Here is a 14,694-nt window from a genome sequence, read left to right on the forward strand (position 1 = left end):
TGGTCGCCGACACGCGCGGACACGCCGGGGCGGGCGACCGCAACTGCGCACTCGACGGGGAAGGGGGCGGTCATCACCACTCGATCCCCCGTTGGCCCTTCTGGCCGGCGTCCATCGGGTGCTTGACCTTGGTCATCTCCACGACCAGGTCGGCGGCCTCGATGAGCGCCGGCGGGGCGTTGCGCCCGGTGATGACGACGTGCTGGCTGCCCGGCCGGTTCGTCAGGGTCTCGACGACGTCGTCGATGTCGACCCAGCCCCACTTCAGCGGGTAGGTGAACTCGTCGAGCACGTAGAAGCGGTGCGCCTCGGCGGCCAGGTCGCGCTTGATCTGCGCCCAGCCCTCGGCGGCGTCACCGGCGTGGTCGGTCTCGTCGCCGTGCTTGCGCGACCACGACCAGCCTGAGCCCATCTTGTGCCAGACCACCGGGCCGCCCTCGCCGGTGGTCTCGTGCACCCGGCCCAGTGCGGTCAGCGCGTTCTCCTCGCCGACCTTCCACTTGGCGCTCTTGACGAACTGGTAGACCGCGATCGACCAGCCCTGGTTCCACGCCCGCATCGCCATCCCGAAGGCGGCGGTGGACTTGCCCTTCATCTCGCCCGTGTGCACCGCGAGCAGCGGCCGGTTGCGGCGCTGCCGGGTGGTCAGCCCGTCGACCGGGACCGCGGTGACCTGTCCCTGGGGCATGTCAGGCCGCCTCTCGCACCGTGCGGACCAGCGACTCCGCGCCCAGCTCCTCGAGCCGCATCGTCTGTGCGCCCAGCGCCGTCCCCAGTGACGCGGCCAGCCCCAGCCGCACCGGCCCGGACTCGCAGTCGACGACGACGCTCGCCGTCCCGGCCGCGGCCAGCAGGCCGGCGGCCCGTCGGGCGTCGGAGAGGTGGTCACCGCCGCGCGGCCCGGTCGCCCGGCCGTCGGTCACGAGGACGAGCAGCGGACGGCGCTGCGGGTCGCGGACCCGCTCCAGCCGTAACGTCTCGTGCGCCCGCAGCAGCCCCGCGGCGAGCGGGGTGCGCCCGCCGGTGGGCAGGCTGGTCAGCCGGGCGGCCGCGGCCTCCACCGACCAGGTGGGCGGCAGGGTCAGCTCGGCGTCCCCGCCGCGGAAGGTGATCAGCCCGACCTTGTCCCGGCGCTGGTAGGCGTCCATCAGCAGCGAGAGGACGGCGCCCTTCACCGCGGCCATCCGGGAGCGGGCGCCCATCGAGCCGCTGGCGTCGACGACGAACAGGACCAGGTTGCCCTCGCGACCCTCCAGCGTCGCCTGGCGCAGGTCCTCGTGCTGCAGGCGCAGCCCGGCGCCGGTGCGGCCGCGGGCCCTCTGGTGCGGTGCCGCGGCCAGCACGGTGTCGACCAGGTGCAGCTTGGTGACGTTGCCCTCGGGGCGCTTCGAGCCGACCACCCGGCCGCGCTCGCTGCGCGCCTTCGACCGCCGGCCGGCCGCGCCCGCACCGATGCCGGGCACCTCCAGCCGCTGCACCCGGAACGCGACGTCCGGGGCGACGGCGGCCTTCTCCGGGGCGGGCGCGGCGTCGGTGTGCCCGCCGCCCTCACCCCGCGGTGCCGTCGTCGGCGGCTGCTCCCCGCCGTCCGGGCCGGTGCCGTCGTCCGAGGGGCCAAGATCGCGACTTTGGCCCCCGGGGGTGCCGCCGTCGGTCGGGCCGCCGGGCGGGTCGTTGCCGTCTGGGCCGCCGTCCGTCTGGTCGCCGTCGGTCGGGTCGGTGCCCTCGGGTGGGGTGGGGTCGTCGTCCGGCGGGGAGCCGGGGCGGGAGTCCTCCAGCGCCTGGTCCAGGGTGTCGTCGTCGAGGCCGGGGGCGTCGAAGGGGTTGCGCCGGCGGCGGTGCGGGAGGGCGAGCCGGGCGGCGACCCGGACGTCGTCCTCGGTGACGTCGGTGCGGCCGCACCAGGCGGCGTGCGCGATCGCGGCGCGGGCGGTGACCAGGTCGGCGCGCAGGCCATCGACGTCGAAGGCGGCGCAGACGCTGGTGACCTGGCGGAGCGCGGCGTCGCTCAGCACCACGCTGGGCAGCAGGGCGCGGGCCGCGGCGATCTGGTCCGCCAGCTCACGCTCGGAGACGGCCCAGGCGGCGGCGAAGGCGGCCGGGTCGGCGTCGTAGCCGAACCGGCGGCGGACCACCTCGGCGCGCAGGTCGGCGTCCCGGGGGGCGGCCACCTCGACGGTGAGGCCGAACCGGTCCAGCAGCTGGGGGCGGAGCTCGCCCTCCTCCGGGTTCATGGTGCCGACCAGCAGGAAGCGGGCGGCGTGCCGCACCGAGACGCCCTCGCGCTCGACGTAGGCCCGGCCCAGGGCGGCGGCGTCCAGCAGCAGGTCGACCAGGTGGTCGTGCAGCAGGTTGACCTCGTCGACGTACAGGACGCCGCGGTGCGCACCGGCCAGCAGCCCGGGCTCGAAGGACTTCACGCCCTCGGTGAGCGCGCGCTCCAGGTCCAGCGAGCCGACCAGCCGGTCCTCCGAGGCGCCGACCGGGAGCTCGACGAGGCGGGCCGGCCGGGTGACGGCGCGGTCGTCGGCGGAGTGTGGGCCGTCCGGGCACTCCGGGTCGGGGGCGGTGGGGTCGCAGGCGAAGCGGCAGCCGGCGACGACGTCCACCGGGGGCAGGACGGCGGCCAGGGCGCGCACCGTCGTCGACTTCGCCGTGCCCTTCTCACCGCGCACCAGCACTCCACCCACGGCGGGGGAGACGGCGTTGAGCAGCAGCGCCAGTCGCATGTCGTCCATGCCGACGACGGCGCCGAAGGGATAGGTCATCAGCAGACCACAGGTCCTCTCCCCGGGTGTCCACGCCCGGAGGTGGCAGGAAGCGACGGCGGGAGTTCCTGACTCCCCGGTCGGGACCGGGTCACAGTGGCGGGACCGCGCCGGAGTCGCACCGGGCTTCCTCCACTGCCGTCGCAGTTGGAGCGTCATTCGACCACGCGCACCCCGGGTGAGGACAGGGGCGTGTCTCTTGACGAAGTGGAAAGTGATGAGGCACTCTTTCCGGCATGGAAAGCGACGGGATCGACCGGGGGGACGCCGCCGCCCAGCTGGTCGCCCTGCAGGCCGACCGGGCGGCGCTGGCTGATCGCGTGATGCAGCCCTGGTGGCACGACGTGGCGTCGGGGCTGTTGCTCTTCGGCTTCCTCGCCTCCTACGTGATCGAGACCTCCTGGGTGCGCGCGATGGCGGTGCTCGTCTTCGCGCTGGGCCTCTGCGCGTTGGCGTGGAGCTACCAGCGGCGCACCGGCGTCTGGGTGTACCCGGACAGCAAGGCCTGGCTCACCTGGGTGCCGCTGGCCCTGGTCGTGTCGGTACCGGCGATGGTGCTGGCGGAGGACCACGGCCAGCTGTGGGCGATGCCCGTCGCCGGCGCCGTCCTCGGCCTCGCGCTCGCCCTGCTGAGCCGCTGGTGGACCCGTCGCTGGATCGCCGAGCTCCGGGGCGAGCTGTGAACGGCGGCGGGTCCCAGGCGGATGGGCCGGTGACCGGCCCAGAGGCGGCGGCCGCGCAGCTCGCGGCGCTGCAGTCGGACCGGGCTGCGCTGGCCGACCGGGCGATGCAGCCCTGGTGGTACGACGCGCTGCTGGGGCTGATGACCTTCGCCTTCTTCGCGTCCTACTCGCTGTGGTTCCCCTGGGGTCCGCTGGTGGCCATCCCCCTCTTCGGCGCGGGCACGCGCTGGCTGATGTCGGTGTACCGGCGCCTCACCGGCACGTGGGTCAGCGGCGACCGGTCCGGTCCGACCCGGCGTGCGTGGCGGGTGTGGATCGTCTGCAGCCTGGCGGTCCTGGCGCCGGCCATGGTGCTGGAGCTGCTCCTGGACGTCCGCGGCGCGATGGCGGTGGCCGGCGTGGTCCTCGGGGTCGGCATCGCGTTCATCAGCCGGTGGTGGTCCCGGATCTACATCGCCGAGCTCCGGGGCGAGCTGTGATGGGTGAGGACGGCGCCCGGGCGGACCCCATCCCGTCGGCCACCGAGCGGGACGCCGCCACGGCCCAGCTCGCCGCGCTCGAGGCCGACCAGGTGGCGCTCGCCGAGCGGATCGTCCAGCCGTGGTGGTGGGACGTCGCACTGGGACTCCTCTTCGCGGGGTTCATCAGCAGCTACTCCACCCACAGCGGCTTGGTGATCGGCGCGGCGCTGCTGGTCTTCCTGACCGGGGTGCGCGCTCTAGAGGCCACGTACCGGCGGATCACCGGGGTCTGGTGGGACGCGCGCGAGGTCGGCCCGGTCCAGGACCGGGTCCGCCGGGCGACACGCTGGTGGCTGGTCGGCTGCCTCGGTGCCATGGCCATCGGCGCCGCTGCTGAGTTCCTGCTCGACGTACGCGGCGCGATGGTCGTCGCCGGCGTGGCGCTCGGCATCGGGGTCGCCCTGAGCTCGCGCTGGGTGACCCGGATCTACGTCGCAGGTCTGCGGGCCGGGCGGTGACCGCCCTCGAACCGCGGTTCGACGCCGTCGTCCACGCCCCACCGCGGCTGCAGATCTGCGGGCTGCTGGCCGCCGTCGACACGATGGAGTTCGCCTCCGTCCGGGACGCGGTGCAGGTCAGCGACTCGGTGCTGTCCAAGCACGTCAAGCAGTTGGAGGAAGCCGGCTACGTGCAGGTGCGCAAGGCGACGATCGCCTCCCGCCAGCGCACCAGCCTGGCGCTCACCAAGGCGGGGCGGGCGGCGTTCGACGCCCACGTCGCCGAACTCCGCCGCATCGCCGGCGTCTGACGAAGGACCCCGCTGCCCCCCACCGCGCGCAGGCTCGCGGCGGGGCCCTGAGGCGGGGCCGACGGGGTCGGGCAGAGTGCCCGCCGTGGCGCGGGAGCGATGGCGGCGGGTGCTCGACTGGGCCGCGGTCCTCCTCGTCGGGACCGGAGCGACCCTGGCGCTCGACGTCCTCGCCGTGCCCTCGGCCGCGTTGTTCGGCGGCCTGGTGGCCGGGCTGGGGCGGGCGCTGCTCGGCTCGACACCGCTGGCGCTCCCGCGGCCGGCTGGCACCGGCGCGCAGGCGGTCATCGGCGTCTCGATCGGCGCGCTGATCCAGGCCGACACGCTGCGCACGGTCGCCGACCACTGGCTGCCGGTGCTGCTGATCACCGTCGCCACGCTCGCCGTCAGCCTGGTCGCCGGGCAGCTGATGCGGTTGCAGCCCGGGATCAGCCCGGTCACCGGCGCCTTCGCGATGATCGCCGGCGGCGCCTCCGGGATCACCGCGATGGCCCGGGACCTGGGCGCCGACGCGCAGGTGGTCGCCGTCCTGCAGTACCTGCGGGTGCTGCTGATCGTGATCGCGATGCCGATCGTGGCCACCACCGTCTACGGCGCCTCGGGTGGCGGCGCGGCCGCACTGGCCGACGACGGCCCCGGCTGGCCGGCCGGGCTGCTGTTCACCGTGGTCTGCGTGGTCGTCGGGGTGCTGCTCGGCCGGGTGAGCCGGTTGCCGGTGGGCGCGTTGCTGGGTCCGCTGACGGTGGCCGCCGTCCTCGACGTGACCGGGCTGTCGCAGGGGGCCACCGTTCCGCCGCTGGTGGAGGCGGCCGGCTTCCTGGCCATCGGACTGCAGGTCGGGCTGGGGTTCACCCGGGCGAGTCTGCGGCTGGTCCGCCGGACGTTGCCCCTGGCGATCGTGCTCATCGTCGGCGCGGTCGTCGCCTGTGCCGGGCTGGGGGTGCTGCTGTCCCGCACCGCCGGGGTGAGCGCGCTCGACGGGTACCTGGCGACCACGCCGGGCGGGCTCTACGCGGTGCTCGCCACGGCGACCGGCAGCGGTGCCGACGCGACGTTCGTGCTCGCGGTCCAGGTGCTGCGGCTGTTCGTGATGCTCTTCTCCGCACCGCTGCTCGCCCGCTGGCTGGGTCGGGGACAGCGACCGGGGTAGCAGCCGCTCGGCAACGATCCGCGGTCGCCATGTGTCAGGCGGCGCAGACGTGGCATGTCCCCGTGCATGGCAGCTGAGGAACCCCGATCCGACCTCGATGACCGGGCCGCCCCCGCCTGGCTGGTGCGCACCGCCGCCGTGGGCGGGCGGCTGCTCGTGCTCGCGGTCCTGGTCTGGCTGCTCGCCGGGCTGGCCGTGAAGCTCACCCTGGTGCTCGTCGCCGTGCTGACCGCGCTGCTGCTCGCCGGGGTGGCCGCACCTGCGGTGCAGTGGGCCAGCAGGCGAGGCGTGCCGCGGTGGGTCTCCGCCGGTGCGGCCGTGCTGCTGCTCCTGGTGGTGCTGGTCGGCGCGCTGCTCGGCCTCAGCGCCCGGGTCGCCTCGCAGCTGCCCCAGCTCCGCGACGCCCTGGACCGGGTGTCCACCCAGTTCTCGGAACGCTTCGGCATGTCGATGCCCTCGATCGGTGACCTGGTGGGCGGCGGAGGGCAGGGCGGCTCCGGCGTCGGCGCGCTGGTCGGGCCGGCGCAGACGCTCCTCGAGGCCCTCCTCGGCGTCTTCCTCGCCCTGGCACTGGCGTTCCTGTTCCTGACCAGCGGTCCGGGCATGTGGCAGTGGCTGCTCGGCAAGTTCGGCGGCCGGGTCCGGGAGGACGTCGACGCGGGCGGCCGGGCGGCGTGGGGCACGGTGGGTGCCTACGTGCGCGGGCTGACCATCGTGGCGCTGTTCGACGCGGTCGGCATCGGGCTCGGTCTGCTGCTGCTCGGCATCCCGCTGGCGCTCACCCTGGCCGCGCTGCAGTTCGTCGCCTCCTACATCCCCACCATCGGCGCCTTCGTCGCCGGGGCGGTGGCCGTCCTGGTCGCCTACGGCGCCGAGGGCCTCGGCACCGCCGCGCTCGTGCTGGGCCTGGTCGTGCTCGTCCAGCAGCTCGGCAACGACGTCGTCGAGCCCTACGTGATGAAGAGCCGGCTGCCGATCAACGCGGCCATGGTCCTGATCGCGGTGACGGCCGGTGGACTGCTGTGGGGACTGGCGGGCGCGCTGCTGTTCGTGCCCCTGCTCGCGGCGGCGTCGGCGGCCGGCCACGAGGTCTGGGCGCGGCACGGATCACGCCCGATCGCCGGGGGCTGACCGCCAGCGCTACGGGACGAGCGGCTCCTCGGTGCCTACCCTGGTCGGGGCCGCCACCCGGCGGGGCACTGGCACCGAGCGAGGAGGACCGCGCTGTCCGAGAACGACACGGCCGCGACCGGCACCCCCGAGGACGAGGGCGCCGTGCTGTTGTTCGTCGGCGGCCCGCTCGACGGTCGGGTCGAGGTCCGCGAGGCCCGGCACGGTGAGCCGCTGCCGACGATCACCCACACCCACCTGCACGGCGGGCCGAAGGTGGTGCACCGGTACGACCTGCGGTCGCTGACCGACTCCGCAGGGGTCTACCACCTGCGGTCCCGCACCCAGCCGGACGACGACGCCGGCTGACGGGTCCCGCCGTCAGCCGCGCAGCCGGCGCACCGCGACGGCGACCTGGTCGAACTGGGCACGGCCCAGCGCCGCGCCCTCGCGCCGGACGTCGCTGGGGTCGATCCGCAGGACCCGGTCGATCCGCGCCTCGCTGGGCCGGCCCTGCCGATCCCACGCGCCGCTGCCCACGTCGACCCAGTGCCGGCCGTGCCGGGCCTCGTCGGCGGCGTCCCGGTCGTGGTCCTTGCTGGTCAGCATGAGACCCAGGAGCGCGTCGCCGTCGCGACCGACGACCAGCACCGGCCGGTCCTTGCCGCGGCCGTCGCCCTCGTCGAAGGGCACCCAGGTCCAGACGACCTCGCCCGGGTCGGGACGGCCGTCGGCCCGCGGCGCGTAGTCCAGTTCCAGCGGTCCGGTGTAGTCGGTCGCCAGGTGCACGCGCCGGGGCGGCCCCGCCGGGGGGAGCGGTGCCCGGGCGGGGAGCTCGGCGCCCGGTGTGGCCCACTCGGGGCGAGCCGGGGAGTGGTCGTCGGGACGCCTGCGCGCCCGGTCGCCCCGCCGGAGACTCCGCGCACCCTCCTGGACGACGACGCCCACCAGTCGCTCGAGTGTTCTCCGCCAGTTGCTGCCCGCCACCCTCGGCACGGTAGGCGATGGCTACCGCGACGCGCCGGGCGAGGACACGCCGGAGCCCGTCGGCGGTTCGGCCGCGCGCACCGCCGTGCAGACGACACGCGTGTGACTTCTGTGACAGATGGTGCCGAGAATGCTGCGAAGTGGTCACGACAACGCTTCACTCGCGGGCTGCCGGGTCACACTCCTGACGGCGACACGATCCGGTCGCCATGGGGGAAGAGGGTCGAGAGATGGCCATGGTCGAGCCGGTGCACCCGGCGGAGATGCTCGTGCCACCGGCGGTGCGCGCGAGCGCCCTCGCCGCCTGGCAGCTGGTCGAGGACGCCCGTTACCGGACGCCGGACCGACAGCGCCGCAACGAGCGGCGGCGCCTGCTGGCCCAGCGCGCCGTGGCCGACCGCAAGGCCGAGCGGGAACACCGCACCGACTGACGGACGACCCCGTGCTCCCGGTTCCGCGGGCTCAGCAGGGGCCCGCGGTCAGGTGAGGCAGAACTCGTTGCCCTCCGGGTCGGCGATCGTCACCCAGCGGTGCGGACCCTGCTGCCCCTCGTGCAGCACGGTGGCCCCACGCGCGGTCAGCCGCGCCACCTCGGCGTCCACGGCCTCCGCGCCCACCGCCACGTCCAGGTGCACCCGGTTCTTCACCGTCTTCGGTTCAGGGACCAGCTGGAACAGCACCCGCGGCGCCCCGCCCGTGGGGTGGTTGATCGCCGCGCCGGCCGTCCAGACGAGCTGGCCGTCGTACTGCATGGTGTCGGCCTCGGTCGCGAGGCCGGCGTCGACCATGCGGCGGATGAAGGCCTCGTCGGTGGGTTCTCGATCCCAGCCCAGGGCCTCGGCCCACCAGTCGGCGAGCGGGTGGGGCGCGACCGAGTCGACGGTGACCTGGAAGGTGTGTGCCATGCCGGGCATGCTGCACCCGGCCACCGACAGGAGCTAGAGCTCCCGGGCGAGGTCCGCGCGGATCGTCGCGTCGTCGGGCAGCGGGGTCTCCAGCGCGCAGTGGTCCTTCAGCACCTGGCCGAACGGCGTCATCGTCGAGCGGTCGACCTGAGCCGAGGGGTCCCACAGCCGCGAGCGCATCACGGCCTTGCCGCACTGGAAGTAGGCGCGCTCCACCTGCACGACCAGCACGGAGCGGGGCTCGCGGCCGAACTCGGTGAAGTCGATGCCCAGGTCGCCGGCGCCGGCCAGCGACGTCGTCCCGTAGACCTTCAGCGTCTCCTCGCAGCCGGGCACGAAGAACAACAGCGCCGCCCGCGGGTTGGCGGCCAGGTTGCGCAGGCCGTCGACCCGGTTGTTGCCCTGCCGGTCGGGCAGCGCCAGGCGGTGCTCGTCGAGCACGTGCACGAAGCCAGGCTCACCGCCGCGCGGGGAGACGTCCGGCCACCCCTCGGCGTCGGCGGTCGCCAGCGTGGCGAACGGCGACCGGCTGATGAAGGCCCGGCAGTGCTCGTCGACCCGGTCGATGACCTTGTCGAGCACCAGCTGGGACGGGGCCCGGTAGCCGGCCAGCACCTCGAGGTCGGCAGCGGTGGTGTCGGGGGCGGCAGTCACGGCCCCGACGGTAACGGCCGGGCCGCCGGAGGTGGTCGGTAACCTGCCCCCTCGTGCCTGCGGTGTGGAGTGCTCCGGTCCGGTTCGTCGAGTGCGACCAGCAGGGCGTCGTCTTCAACGCCCACTACCTGACCTGGGCCGACGAGGCGGTCACCGCCTGGTGGGGCACGGTCGGGGTCCCGCACGGGGCGCTGGACGCCTGGGGCGTCGAGTACCTCGTCAAGGCCACCGCGCTGGACTGGAGCTCCTCGGCCCGGTACGGCGACACGGTCGCGGTCGACGCCGAGCTGACGAAGCTGGGCCGCACCAGCCTGACGCTCCTGCTCACCGTGCGGGTGGGCGAGCGGGTCTGCTGCACCGTGCAGACCACGTACGTGGCGACCACCGGCGGTCGGCCGGTGCCGTGGCCCGAAGTGGTGCGGGCCCAGGTCAGCGCGGGCTGAGCCCGCTGGCCAGCACCGGGAGCCCCGCCGGTGGCCCGGACTCGACCAGCCGCCACAGCGCGTCGGTGTCCGCGTGCTCGGCGATCAGGTCGCCGAGTGCGTCGAGCCGGGCCTCGCGTTGGCGCGCGAAGTCCGTGCCGGGGGCCACGGTGAACCGCCGGCCGGCGATCCGGGCGACCTCGGTGAGGAAGGCCCGGCGGAAGCCGTCGGACTCCAGGGCCCCGTGCCACGTCGTCCCGAAGACCGAGCCGGCGCGGGCGCCGTCCAGGAACGGCTCGGCGCCGTCGTCCAGGCACACCACGCCGTGGTGGATCTCGTACCCGCGGACCGGCTCACCCAGGGCGGAACCGGTCGGCCGGCCCAGCGTCTTCTCCCGGGCGAAGGTCACGTCGGCGGGCAGCAGCCCGAGCCCGGGGACGACGCCGGCCCGGGACTCGACGTCGTCGCTGATCGTGCGGGCCAGCATCTGGTGGCCGCCGCAGATGCCGAGCACCGGGCGGCCCTCGGCGGCCCGCCGGGCGACGGCGTCGGCCAGCCCGGTCTCCCGCAGCCACTGCAGGTCGGCGACGGTGGACCGGGTCCCGGGCAGCACCACCAGGTCGGCGTCGGCGAGCTCCTCGGGACGGGTGGCGTAGCGCAGCAGCACGCCGGGCTCGGTGGCCAGCGCGTCCAGGTCGGTGAAGTTGGACAGCCGGGGCAGCCGGGCGACCGACACCCGCAGCACGTCCTCCCCGTGCGGCGGACCGGCGGGGGCGCGGACGGCGTCGACGCCCAGGGAGTCCTCGACGTCCATCTCCAGGCCGCTGCGCCAGGGGAGCACCCCCAGCGTCGGCCGGCCGGTGAGCGCGGCGAGCTGGTCCAGACCCGGGGCCAGCAGTCGGACGTCGCCGCGGAACTTGTTGACCAGGAAGCCGGCGACCAGCGCCTGGTCGGCCGGGGGCATCAGCGCGACGGTGCCGTAGAGGGCGGCGAACACCCCGCCCCGGTCGATGTCGCCGACCACCACCACGGGCAGCCCGGCGGCGGTGGCCAGGCCCATGTTGGCGATGTCGTCGGCGCGCAGGTTGATCTCGGTGGGGGAGCCGGCGCCCTCGCAGACCACCACGTCGAACCGGGAGCGCAGGTCGGCCAGGCAGGCCAGCGCCTGCTCCAGCAACGCGGCCTTCATCGGCCGGTAGGACAGCGCCGTGACGTCGGCGACGGGCTTGCCGAGGACGACGACCTGGCTGGCGTTCTCCCCGCCCGGCTTGAGCAGCACCGGGTTCATCGCGGCCTCGGGTTCCACCCGGGCGGCGGCGGCCTGCATCACCTGGGCGCGACCGATCTCGGCGCCGTCGGCGGTGACCATGGAGTTGTTGCTCATGTTCTGCGCCTTGAACGGCGCGACCGACACGCCCTGGCGCACCAGCCAGCGGCAGATGCCGGCGGTGACCACGGACTTGCCGGCGTCGGAGGTCGTGCCCGCGACGAGCAGCGCGCCGCTCAGGGCTGTGCTCCCCAGCCGGTCTTCTCCTGGCCGGACAGCTCCGCGATCGCCTCCATCACCTGGTCGGTGACCTCGCGCCGCGCCCTGCCCTTGCCCGCCAGGCCCCGGTGCTCCGGGAAGGTCAGCGGCTCCCCGAAGGTGACCCGGACCCGGTGCGGGCGCGGCCACCTCGCGCCGACCGGCTGGACCTTGTCGGTGCCGTGCACCGCCACCGGCACCACGGGGCAGTCGGCGGTCAGCGCGAGCCAGGCCACGCCGGTCTTGCCGCGGCCGAGCCGGCCGTCGCGGGACCGGGTGCCCTCGGGGTAGACGCCGAACGCCTCCCCGGCCCGCAGCACGCCCAGCGCGGTGTCCAGCGTGGCCTGGGCGGCCCGGGCCTCCTGCCGCTCGACCGGCAGTGCGCCCAGCGCGGTGAACAGCGTGCGCGTGAGCCAGCCGCCGACGCCCGACCCGTGCCAGTACTCGGACTTGGCCAGGTAGCCGACCTTGCGCGGCGCCATCAGCGGGATGGCGAAGCTGTCGATGAAGGAGAGGTGGTTGCTGGCCAGGATCACCGGGCCACTCAGGGGGACGTTGGCCCGGCCGGTGACCTTGGGTCGGAAGGCGAGGACGAACAGCGGCCGGAGCACGAACCGGACGAGCAGGTAGAACACGCCGCAGTCCCCCTTCCTCGTCCCGGCCCATGTGGCGCGGGTCCCGGCATCTTCTCCGACGACCGCCGGCCGGGGACGAGCGGGTGCGCTCAGACGGAGCGGCCGGGCGGGGACGCGTCGTGCAGGATCTCGCGGACGTCGTCGGGCAGCGGGTGGCGGCCGCTGGCCGAGTCGACGATCGCGACGGCCACGTCGCGCACCTTGCGGTGGGTGTGGCTGGAGATGTGCGCCAGCAGGTCGAACGCGACCTGGTCACCGCAGCTCATGAGCAGCATCAGGACGCCCTTGGCCTGCTCGATGGCCGCTCGGCTGGCCATCGCGCTGCGCAGCTGCTCGACCTCGGTCTCCAGCTGGTGCACGTGCTCGTCGGCGGGCTGGGGCGGGCGGCCCTCGGTGATGTCGACGACGAGGCCGGCCAGGGCGACCACCGCGCCGGACGCGTCGGTCTCCGGCTCGCAGGCGAGCACGACCGTCCGCTGCTCGCCGTCGGCGCGCACCACGCGGTGCTCGCGGGTGACGGCGGCGCCGGTGGTGCAGGCGACGGCGAGGGCCTCCTGGACGCCGGGGCGGTCGGCCGGGTGCACGTGGGCGAGGAGGAGCTGGGCACCGGGCAGGGTCGAGCCGTCCGGCATGCCGTAGAGGGCGTGCAGCTCCGGGGACCACCACCACTGCTCGGTGGCCAGGTCACCATGGAAGCGGCCGGTCAGTCGGGCGACGTCGGAGTCGACCGCGTGGAGCGCGCGGTGGACCCGGCCGGTCGCCCCGCTCGGGGTCGGGGCTGCGGGGTGGCGGTGGAGGGCGGAGGGCGACATGGCATCAGCCGGTTTCTCTGCTGGCGCACCGGTTGCTCCGGTGGAGGTCGTCGAGCCGTTGGCTTGACCCGGGCGACCCATCGAGCCCGCAGGCCCGACCGCTCCAGTGCCCGAGAAGTTACCGCTCGTGTGCACGCCGTGCACTCCTGCCCCAGCCCATCGAAAGAGCCACGGGCGGGTCTGACCTGGGGTGACGACCCGATCACTCAGATGACGGTGGGCGCCGGAGTCGTCGGGTGACGGCCTGCCAGGCTGAGGGTCCCGGCGAGGGACGCGAGCACGTCGACCGCGGCGCACAGCTCGTCGGCCGGTCGGGTGAACGGGAGCCGTAGGTGGTCGTCGAAGGCGTGCCCGGTGCCGAAGACCCGCCCCTCGGCCAGCAGGACGCCCCGCGGGGCCGCTCCCGCGGTGAGCGCGGCGGAGCTCAGCCCCGGCGGCAGGGCGCACCACAGGGAGAGCCCGCCCGCCGGCGGGTGCACCCGCCACTGGGGCAGTCGGGCGGCCAGCGCGGCCAGCAGGGCGTCCCGCTGGGTGCGCAGCTGGTCGCGCCGCCAGGTCAGCACGGCGTCGAGGTCCTGCACGAGGGTGATCGCCGCGAGCTGGTCCAGCAGGCCGACGGAGAGCTGACGCCGCCCCAGCACCGCGCTCAGCCGAGCGGCCAGCGCGGCGTCGGCGCGCAGCCAGCCGATCCGCAACCCGCCCCAGACCGGCTTGGCCAGCCCACCGACGGTCACCGTCGCGGTGTCGGGCAGCCCGGCGGCGTACGGCGGCAGCGGGCCGCCGTCCGGGCCCTCGTCCAGGTACAGCTCGGCGCACGACTCGTCCACCAGCGTCAGCACGCCCTGCTGCCACAGGGTCGCGGCCAGTCGGCGGCGCCCGGCGGCGGTCAGCCGGGCACCGGTCGGGTTGGTGAAGTCGGGGATGAGCACGGCCATCCGTGGGCCGCTCTGCCGGGCGGCGAGGTGCGCCGCCTCCACGAGGTCGTCGGGACGGCGCTCATCGACGGGTACCGGCACCAGCCGCGCGCCCACGCTCTCCACCAGCCGCAGGGCGCCGGGGTAGCTGGGGTGTTCCACCAGCACCCGGTCGCCCGGCTCGAGCAGGGCCTCGGCGACCACCGCCGAGGCGTCGCCGACGCCGGAGGTGACGACGACCTGGTCGGGGTCGGTCGGCAGGCCGCGGGCGGTGAACCGGTCGGCGATCGCGGCGCGCAGCTGGGGCAGGCCGCCGGGGGCGTACCCGTGGCCGGCGGTGTAGGCCGGGAGCCGGCGCAACGCCTGCTCGTAGGCCGGCTCCAGCTGAGGTGCGGCCGACGGCGCAGCGTGCGCCAGGTCGACCAGTCCGGGGACGTCCCGGGGCAGCCAGCCGGCCGAGGGTGAGGCGCCGCTGGGCACCTCGACCACCGTGCCCGAGCCCTGCCGGGTGCGCGCCCAGCCGTCCTCCCGCAGCACCCGGTAGGCCGAGGCGATGGTGACCCGGCTGGTGTCCAGGGCCGCGGCGAGGTCGCGCTCGGCAGGCAGCCGGGTGCCCGCGGGCAGCTGGCCGGCCAGCACCAGCTCACGGACCCGCCGGGCCAGCCCGGCGTACCGGGGACCCGGCAGGGCGGTCACCGGCCCGATGAGCGCAGCGACCTCATGCGCCGAGGTGGTCTGGTTCTCGACGACTGGCATGAGGCCACTGTGCCGCATTGGCCTCATTCCCGCGGGTTCACCTGGTGCCAGTCTCGGGCCATGAACCCGACGACTGGTCTCCTCGTCCTGATCGGCCTGTTCCT

At 74.9% G+C, this 14,694-nt stretch carries 18 protein-coding genes and 1 riboswitch; of the genes, 9 read left to right on the forward strand and 9 right to left on the reverse strand.

All coding sequences use genetic code 11. The features are described 5' to 3' along the window. Window positions 1-73: 73 nt before the first annotated feature. Both cobO and O2V63_RS00695 read right to left on the reverse strand, forming a co-directional pair. Window positions 74-688: a cob(I)yrinic acid a,c-diamide adenosyltransferase gene (cobO, locus tag O2V63_RS00690; RefSeq protein WP_269161352.1), complete on the reverse strand. Its 615-nt coding sequence runs from the start codon at window positions 686-688 to the stop codon at window positions 74-76. Window position 689: 1 nt separating this feature from the next. Further along, entirely contained in the window at window positions 690-2,768 is a 2,079-nt protein-coding gene (locus tag O2V63_RS00695; protein WP_269165657.1) for a putative cobaltochelatase, read from the reverse strand. Between the two features lie 46 nt (window positions 2,769-2,814). Continuing rightward, window positions 2,815-2,926: riboswitch (adenosylcobalamin (AdoCbl) riboswitch) on the reverse strand. Between the two features lie 78 nt (window positions 2,927-3,004). Between O2V63_RS00695 and O2V63_RS00700 the strand changes: the two genes are divergently transcribed. The 7 genes from O2V63_RS00700 (at window position 3,005) to O2V63_RS00730 (ending at window position 7,349) form a co-directional block, all read left to right on the forward strand. Next, window positions 3,005-3,451, forward strand: coding sequence for a hypothetical protein (locus O2V63_RS00700; protein WP_269165658.1), 447 nt, complete (start codon window positions 3,005-3,007; stop codon window positions 3,449-3,451). A 29-nt stretch (window positions 3,452-3,480) separates the two neighbouring features. Next, entirely contained in the window at window positions 3,481-3,930 is a 450-nt protein-coding gene (locus O2V63_RS00705) for a hypothetical protein (RefSeq protein ID WP_269165659.1), read from the forward strand. Then, window positions 3,930-4,430: a hypothetical protein gene (locus tag O2V63_RS00710; protein ID WP_269165660.1), complete on the forward strand. Its 501-nt coding sequence runs from the start codon at window positions 3,930-3,932 to the stop codon at window positions 4,428-4,430. Before O2V63_RS00705 ends, O2V63_RS00710 begins: the two co-directional genes overlap by 1 nt. Next, window positions 4,427-4,720, forward strand: a complete 294-nt coding sequence (locus tag O2V63_RS00715; protein WP_269165661.1) for a transcriptional regulator — start codon at window positions 4,427-4,429, stop codon at window positions 4,718-4,720. Before O2V63_RS00710 ends, O2V63_RS00715 begins: the two co-directional genes overlap by 4 nt. Before the next feature lie 85 nt (window positions 4,721-4,805). Continuing rightward, window positions 4,806-5,870: an AbrB family transcriptional regulator gene (locus O2V63_RS00720; RefSeq protein ID WP_269165662.1), complete on the forward strand. Its 1,065-nt coding sequence runs from the start codon at window positions 4,806-4,808 to the stop codon at window positions 5,868-5,870. Window positions 5,871-5,936: 66 nt separating this feature from the next. Further along, window positions 5,937-7,001, forward strand: coding sequence for an AI-2E family transporter (locus O2V63_RS00725; protein WP_269165663.1), 1,065 nt, complete (start codon window positions 5,937-5,939; stop codon window positions 6,999-7,001). A 144-nt stretch (window positions 7,002-7,145) separates the two neighbouring features. Continuing rightward, window positions 7,146-7,349, forward strand: coding sequence for a hypothetical protein (locus O2V63_RS00730; RefSeq protein WP_269161360.1), 204 nt, complete (start codon window positions 7,146-7,148; stop codon window positions 7,347-7,349). A gap of 12 nt (window positions 7,350-7,361) precedes the next feature. Here O2V63_RS00730 and O2V63_RS00735 read toward each other — a convergent pair whose 3' ends face one another. Next, window positions 7,362-7,967: a type II toxin-antitoxin system PemK/MazF family toxin gene (locus tag O2V63_RS00735; RefSeq protein ID WP_269165664.1), complete on the reverse strand. Its 606-nt coding sequence runs from the start codon at window positions 7,965-7,967 to the stop codon at window positions 7,362-7,364. A 230-nt stretch (window positions 7,968-8,197) separates the two neighbouring features. Here O2V63_RS00735 and O2V63_RS00740 point away from each other — a divergent pair, with 230 nt between their 5' ends. Further along, on the forward strand, window positions 8,198-8,398 hold the full coding sequence (locus tag O2V63_RS00740; RefSeq protein WP_052090506.1) for a hypothetical protein: 201 nt from the start codon (window positions 8,198-8,200) through the stop codon (window positions 8,396-8,398). A 48-nt stretch (window positions 8,399-8,446) separates the two neighbouring features. Here the strand turns inward: O2V63_RS00740 and O2V63_RS00745 are convergent, their stop codons facing one another. Both O2V63_RS00745 and O2V63_RS00750 read right to left on the reverse strand, forming a co-directional pair. After that, a complete protein-coding gene (locus tag O2V63_RS00745; protein ID WP_269161362.1) occupies window positions 8,447-8,872 on the reverse strand; it encodes a VOC family protein in 426 nt (141 codons plus the stop codon). A gap of 33 nt (window positions 8,873-8,905) precedes the next feature. Then, complete coding sequence (locus tag O2V63_RS00750) at window positions 8,906-9,526, reverse strand: MSMEG_1061 family FMN-dependent PPOX-type flavoprotein (protein ID WP_269161363.1); 621 nt, start codon at window positions 9,524-9,526, stop codon at window positions 8,906-8,908. A 53-nt stretch (window positions 9,527-9,579) separates the two neighbouring features. Here O2V63_RS00750 and O2V63_RS00755 point away from each other — a divergent pair, with 53 nt between their 5' ends. After that, complete coding sequence (locus tag O2V63_RS00755) at window positions 9,580-9,969, forward strand: acyl-CoA thioesterase (RefSeq protein ID WP_269165667.1); 390 nt, start codon at window positions 9,580-9,582, stop codon at window positions 9,967-9,969. On the opposite strand, the gene O2V63_RS00760 is transcribed toward O2V63_RS00755, so the two are convergent. The 4 genes from O2V63_RS00760 to yczR all read right to left on the reverse strand — a co-directional run bounded on the left by O2V63_RS00760 (window position 9,956) and on the right by yczR (window position 14,590). Continuing rightward, window positions 9,956-11,470 (reverse strand): cobyric acid synthase, encoded by a 1,515-nt coding sequence (locus tag O2V63_RS00760; RefSeq protein WP_331253823.1) that lies wholly within the window; start codon window positions 11,468-11,470, stop codon window positions 9,956-9,958. The two genes, O2V63_RS00755 and O2V63_RS00760, sit on opposite strands and share 14 nt — an antisense overlap. Then, the gene (locus O2V63_RS00765; protein ID WP_269165669.1) at window positions 11,452-12,108 is read right to left on the reverse strand and encodes a lysophospholipid acyltransferase family protein; all 657 of its coding nucleotides are present in this window, start codon (window positions 12,106-12,108) and stop codon (window positions 11,452-11,454) included. The genes O2V63_RS00760 and O2V63_RS00765 overlap by 19 nt, the downstream gene beginning before the upstream one ends. 89 nt (window positions 12,109-12,197) lie before the next feature. Beyond that, window positions 12,198-12,920, reverse strand: coding sequence for a PAS and ANTAR domain-containing protein (locus O2V63_RS00770; protein WP_269161367.1), 723 nt, complete (start codon window positions 12,918-12,920; stop codon window positions 12,198-12,200). 206 nt (window positions 12,921-13,126) lie between these two features. Further along, entirely contained in the window at window positions 13,127-14,590 is a 1,464-nt protein-coding gene (gene yczR, locus O2V63_RS00775; RefSeq protein WP_269165671.1) for a MocR-like transcription factor YczR, read from the reverse strand. Between the last annotated feature and the right edge of the window lie 104 nt (window positions 14,591-14,694).

Source organism: Modestobacter sp. VKM Ac-2977, from assembly GCF_026968045.1.
GTDB lineage: Bacteria > Actinomycetota > Actinomycetes > Mycobacteriales > Geodermatophilaceae > Modestobacter.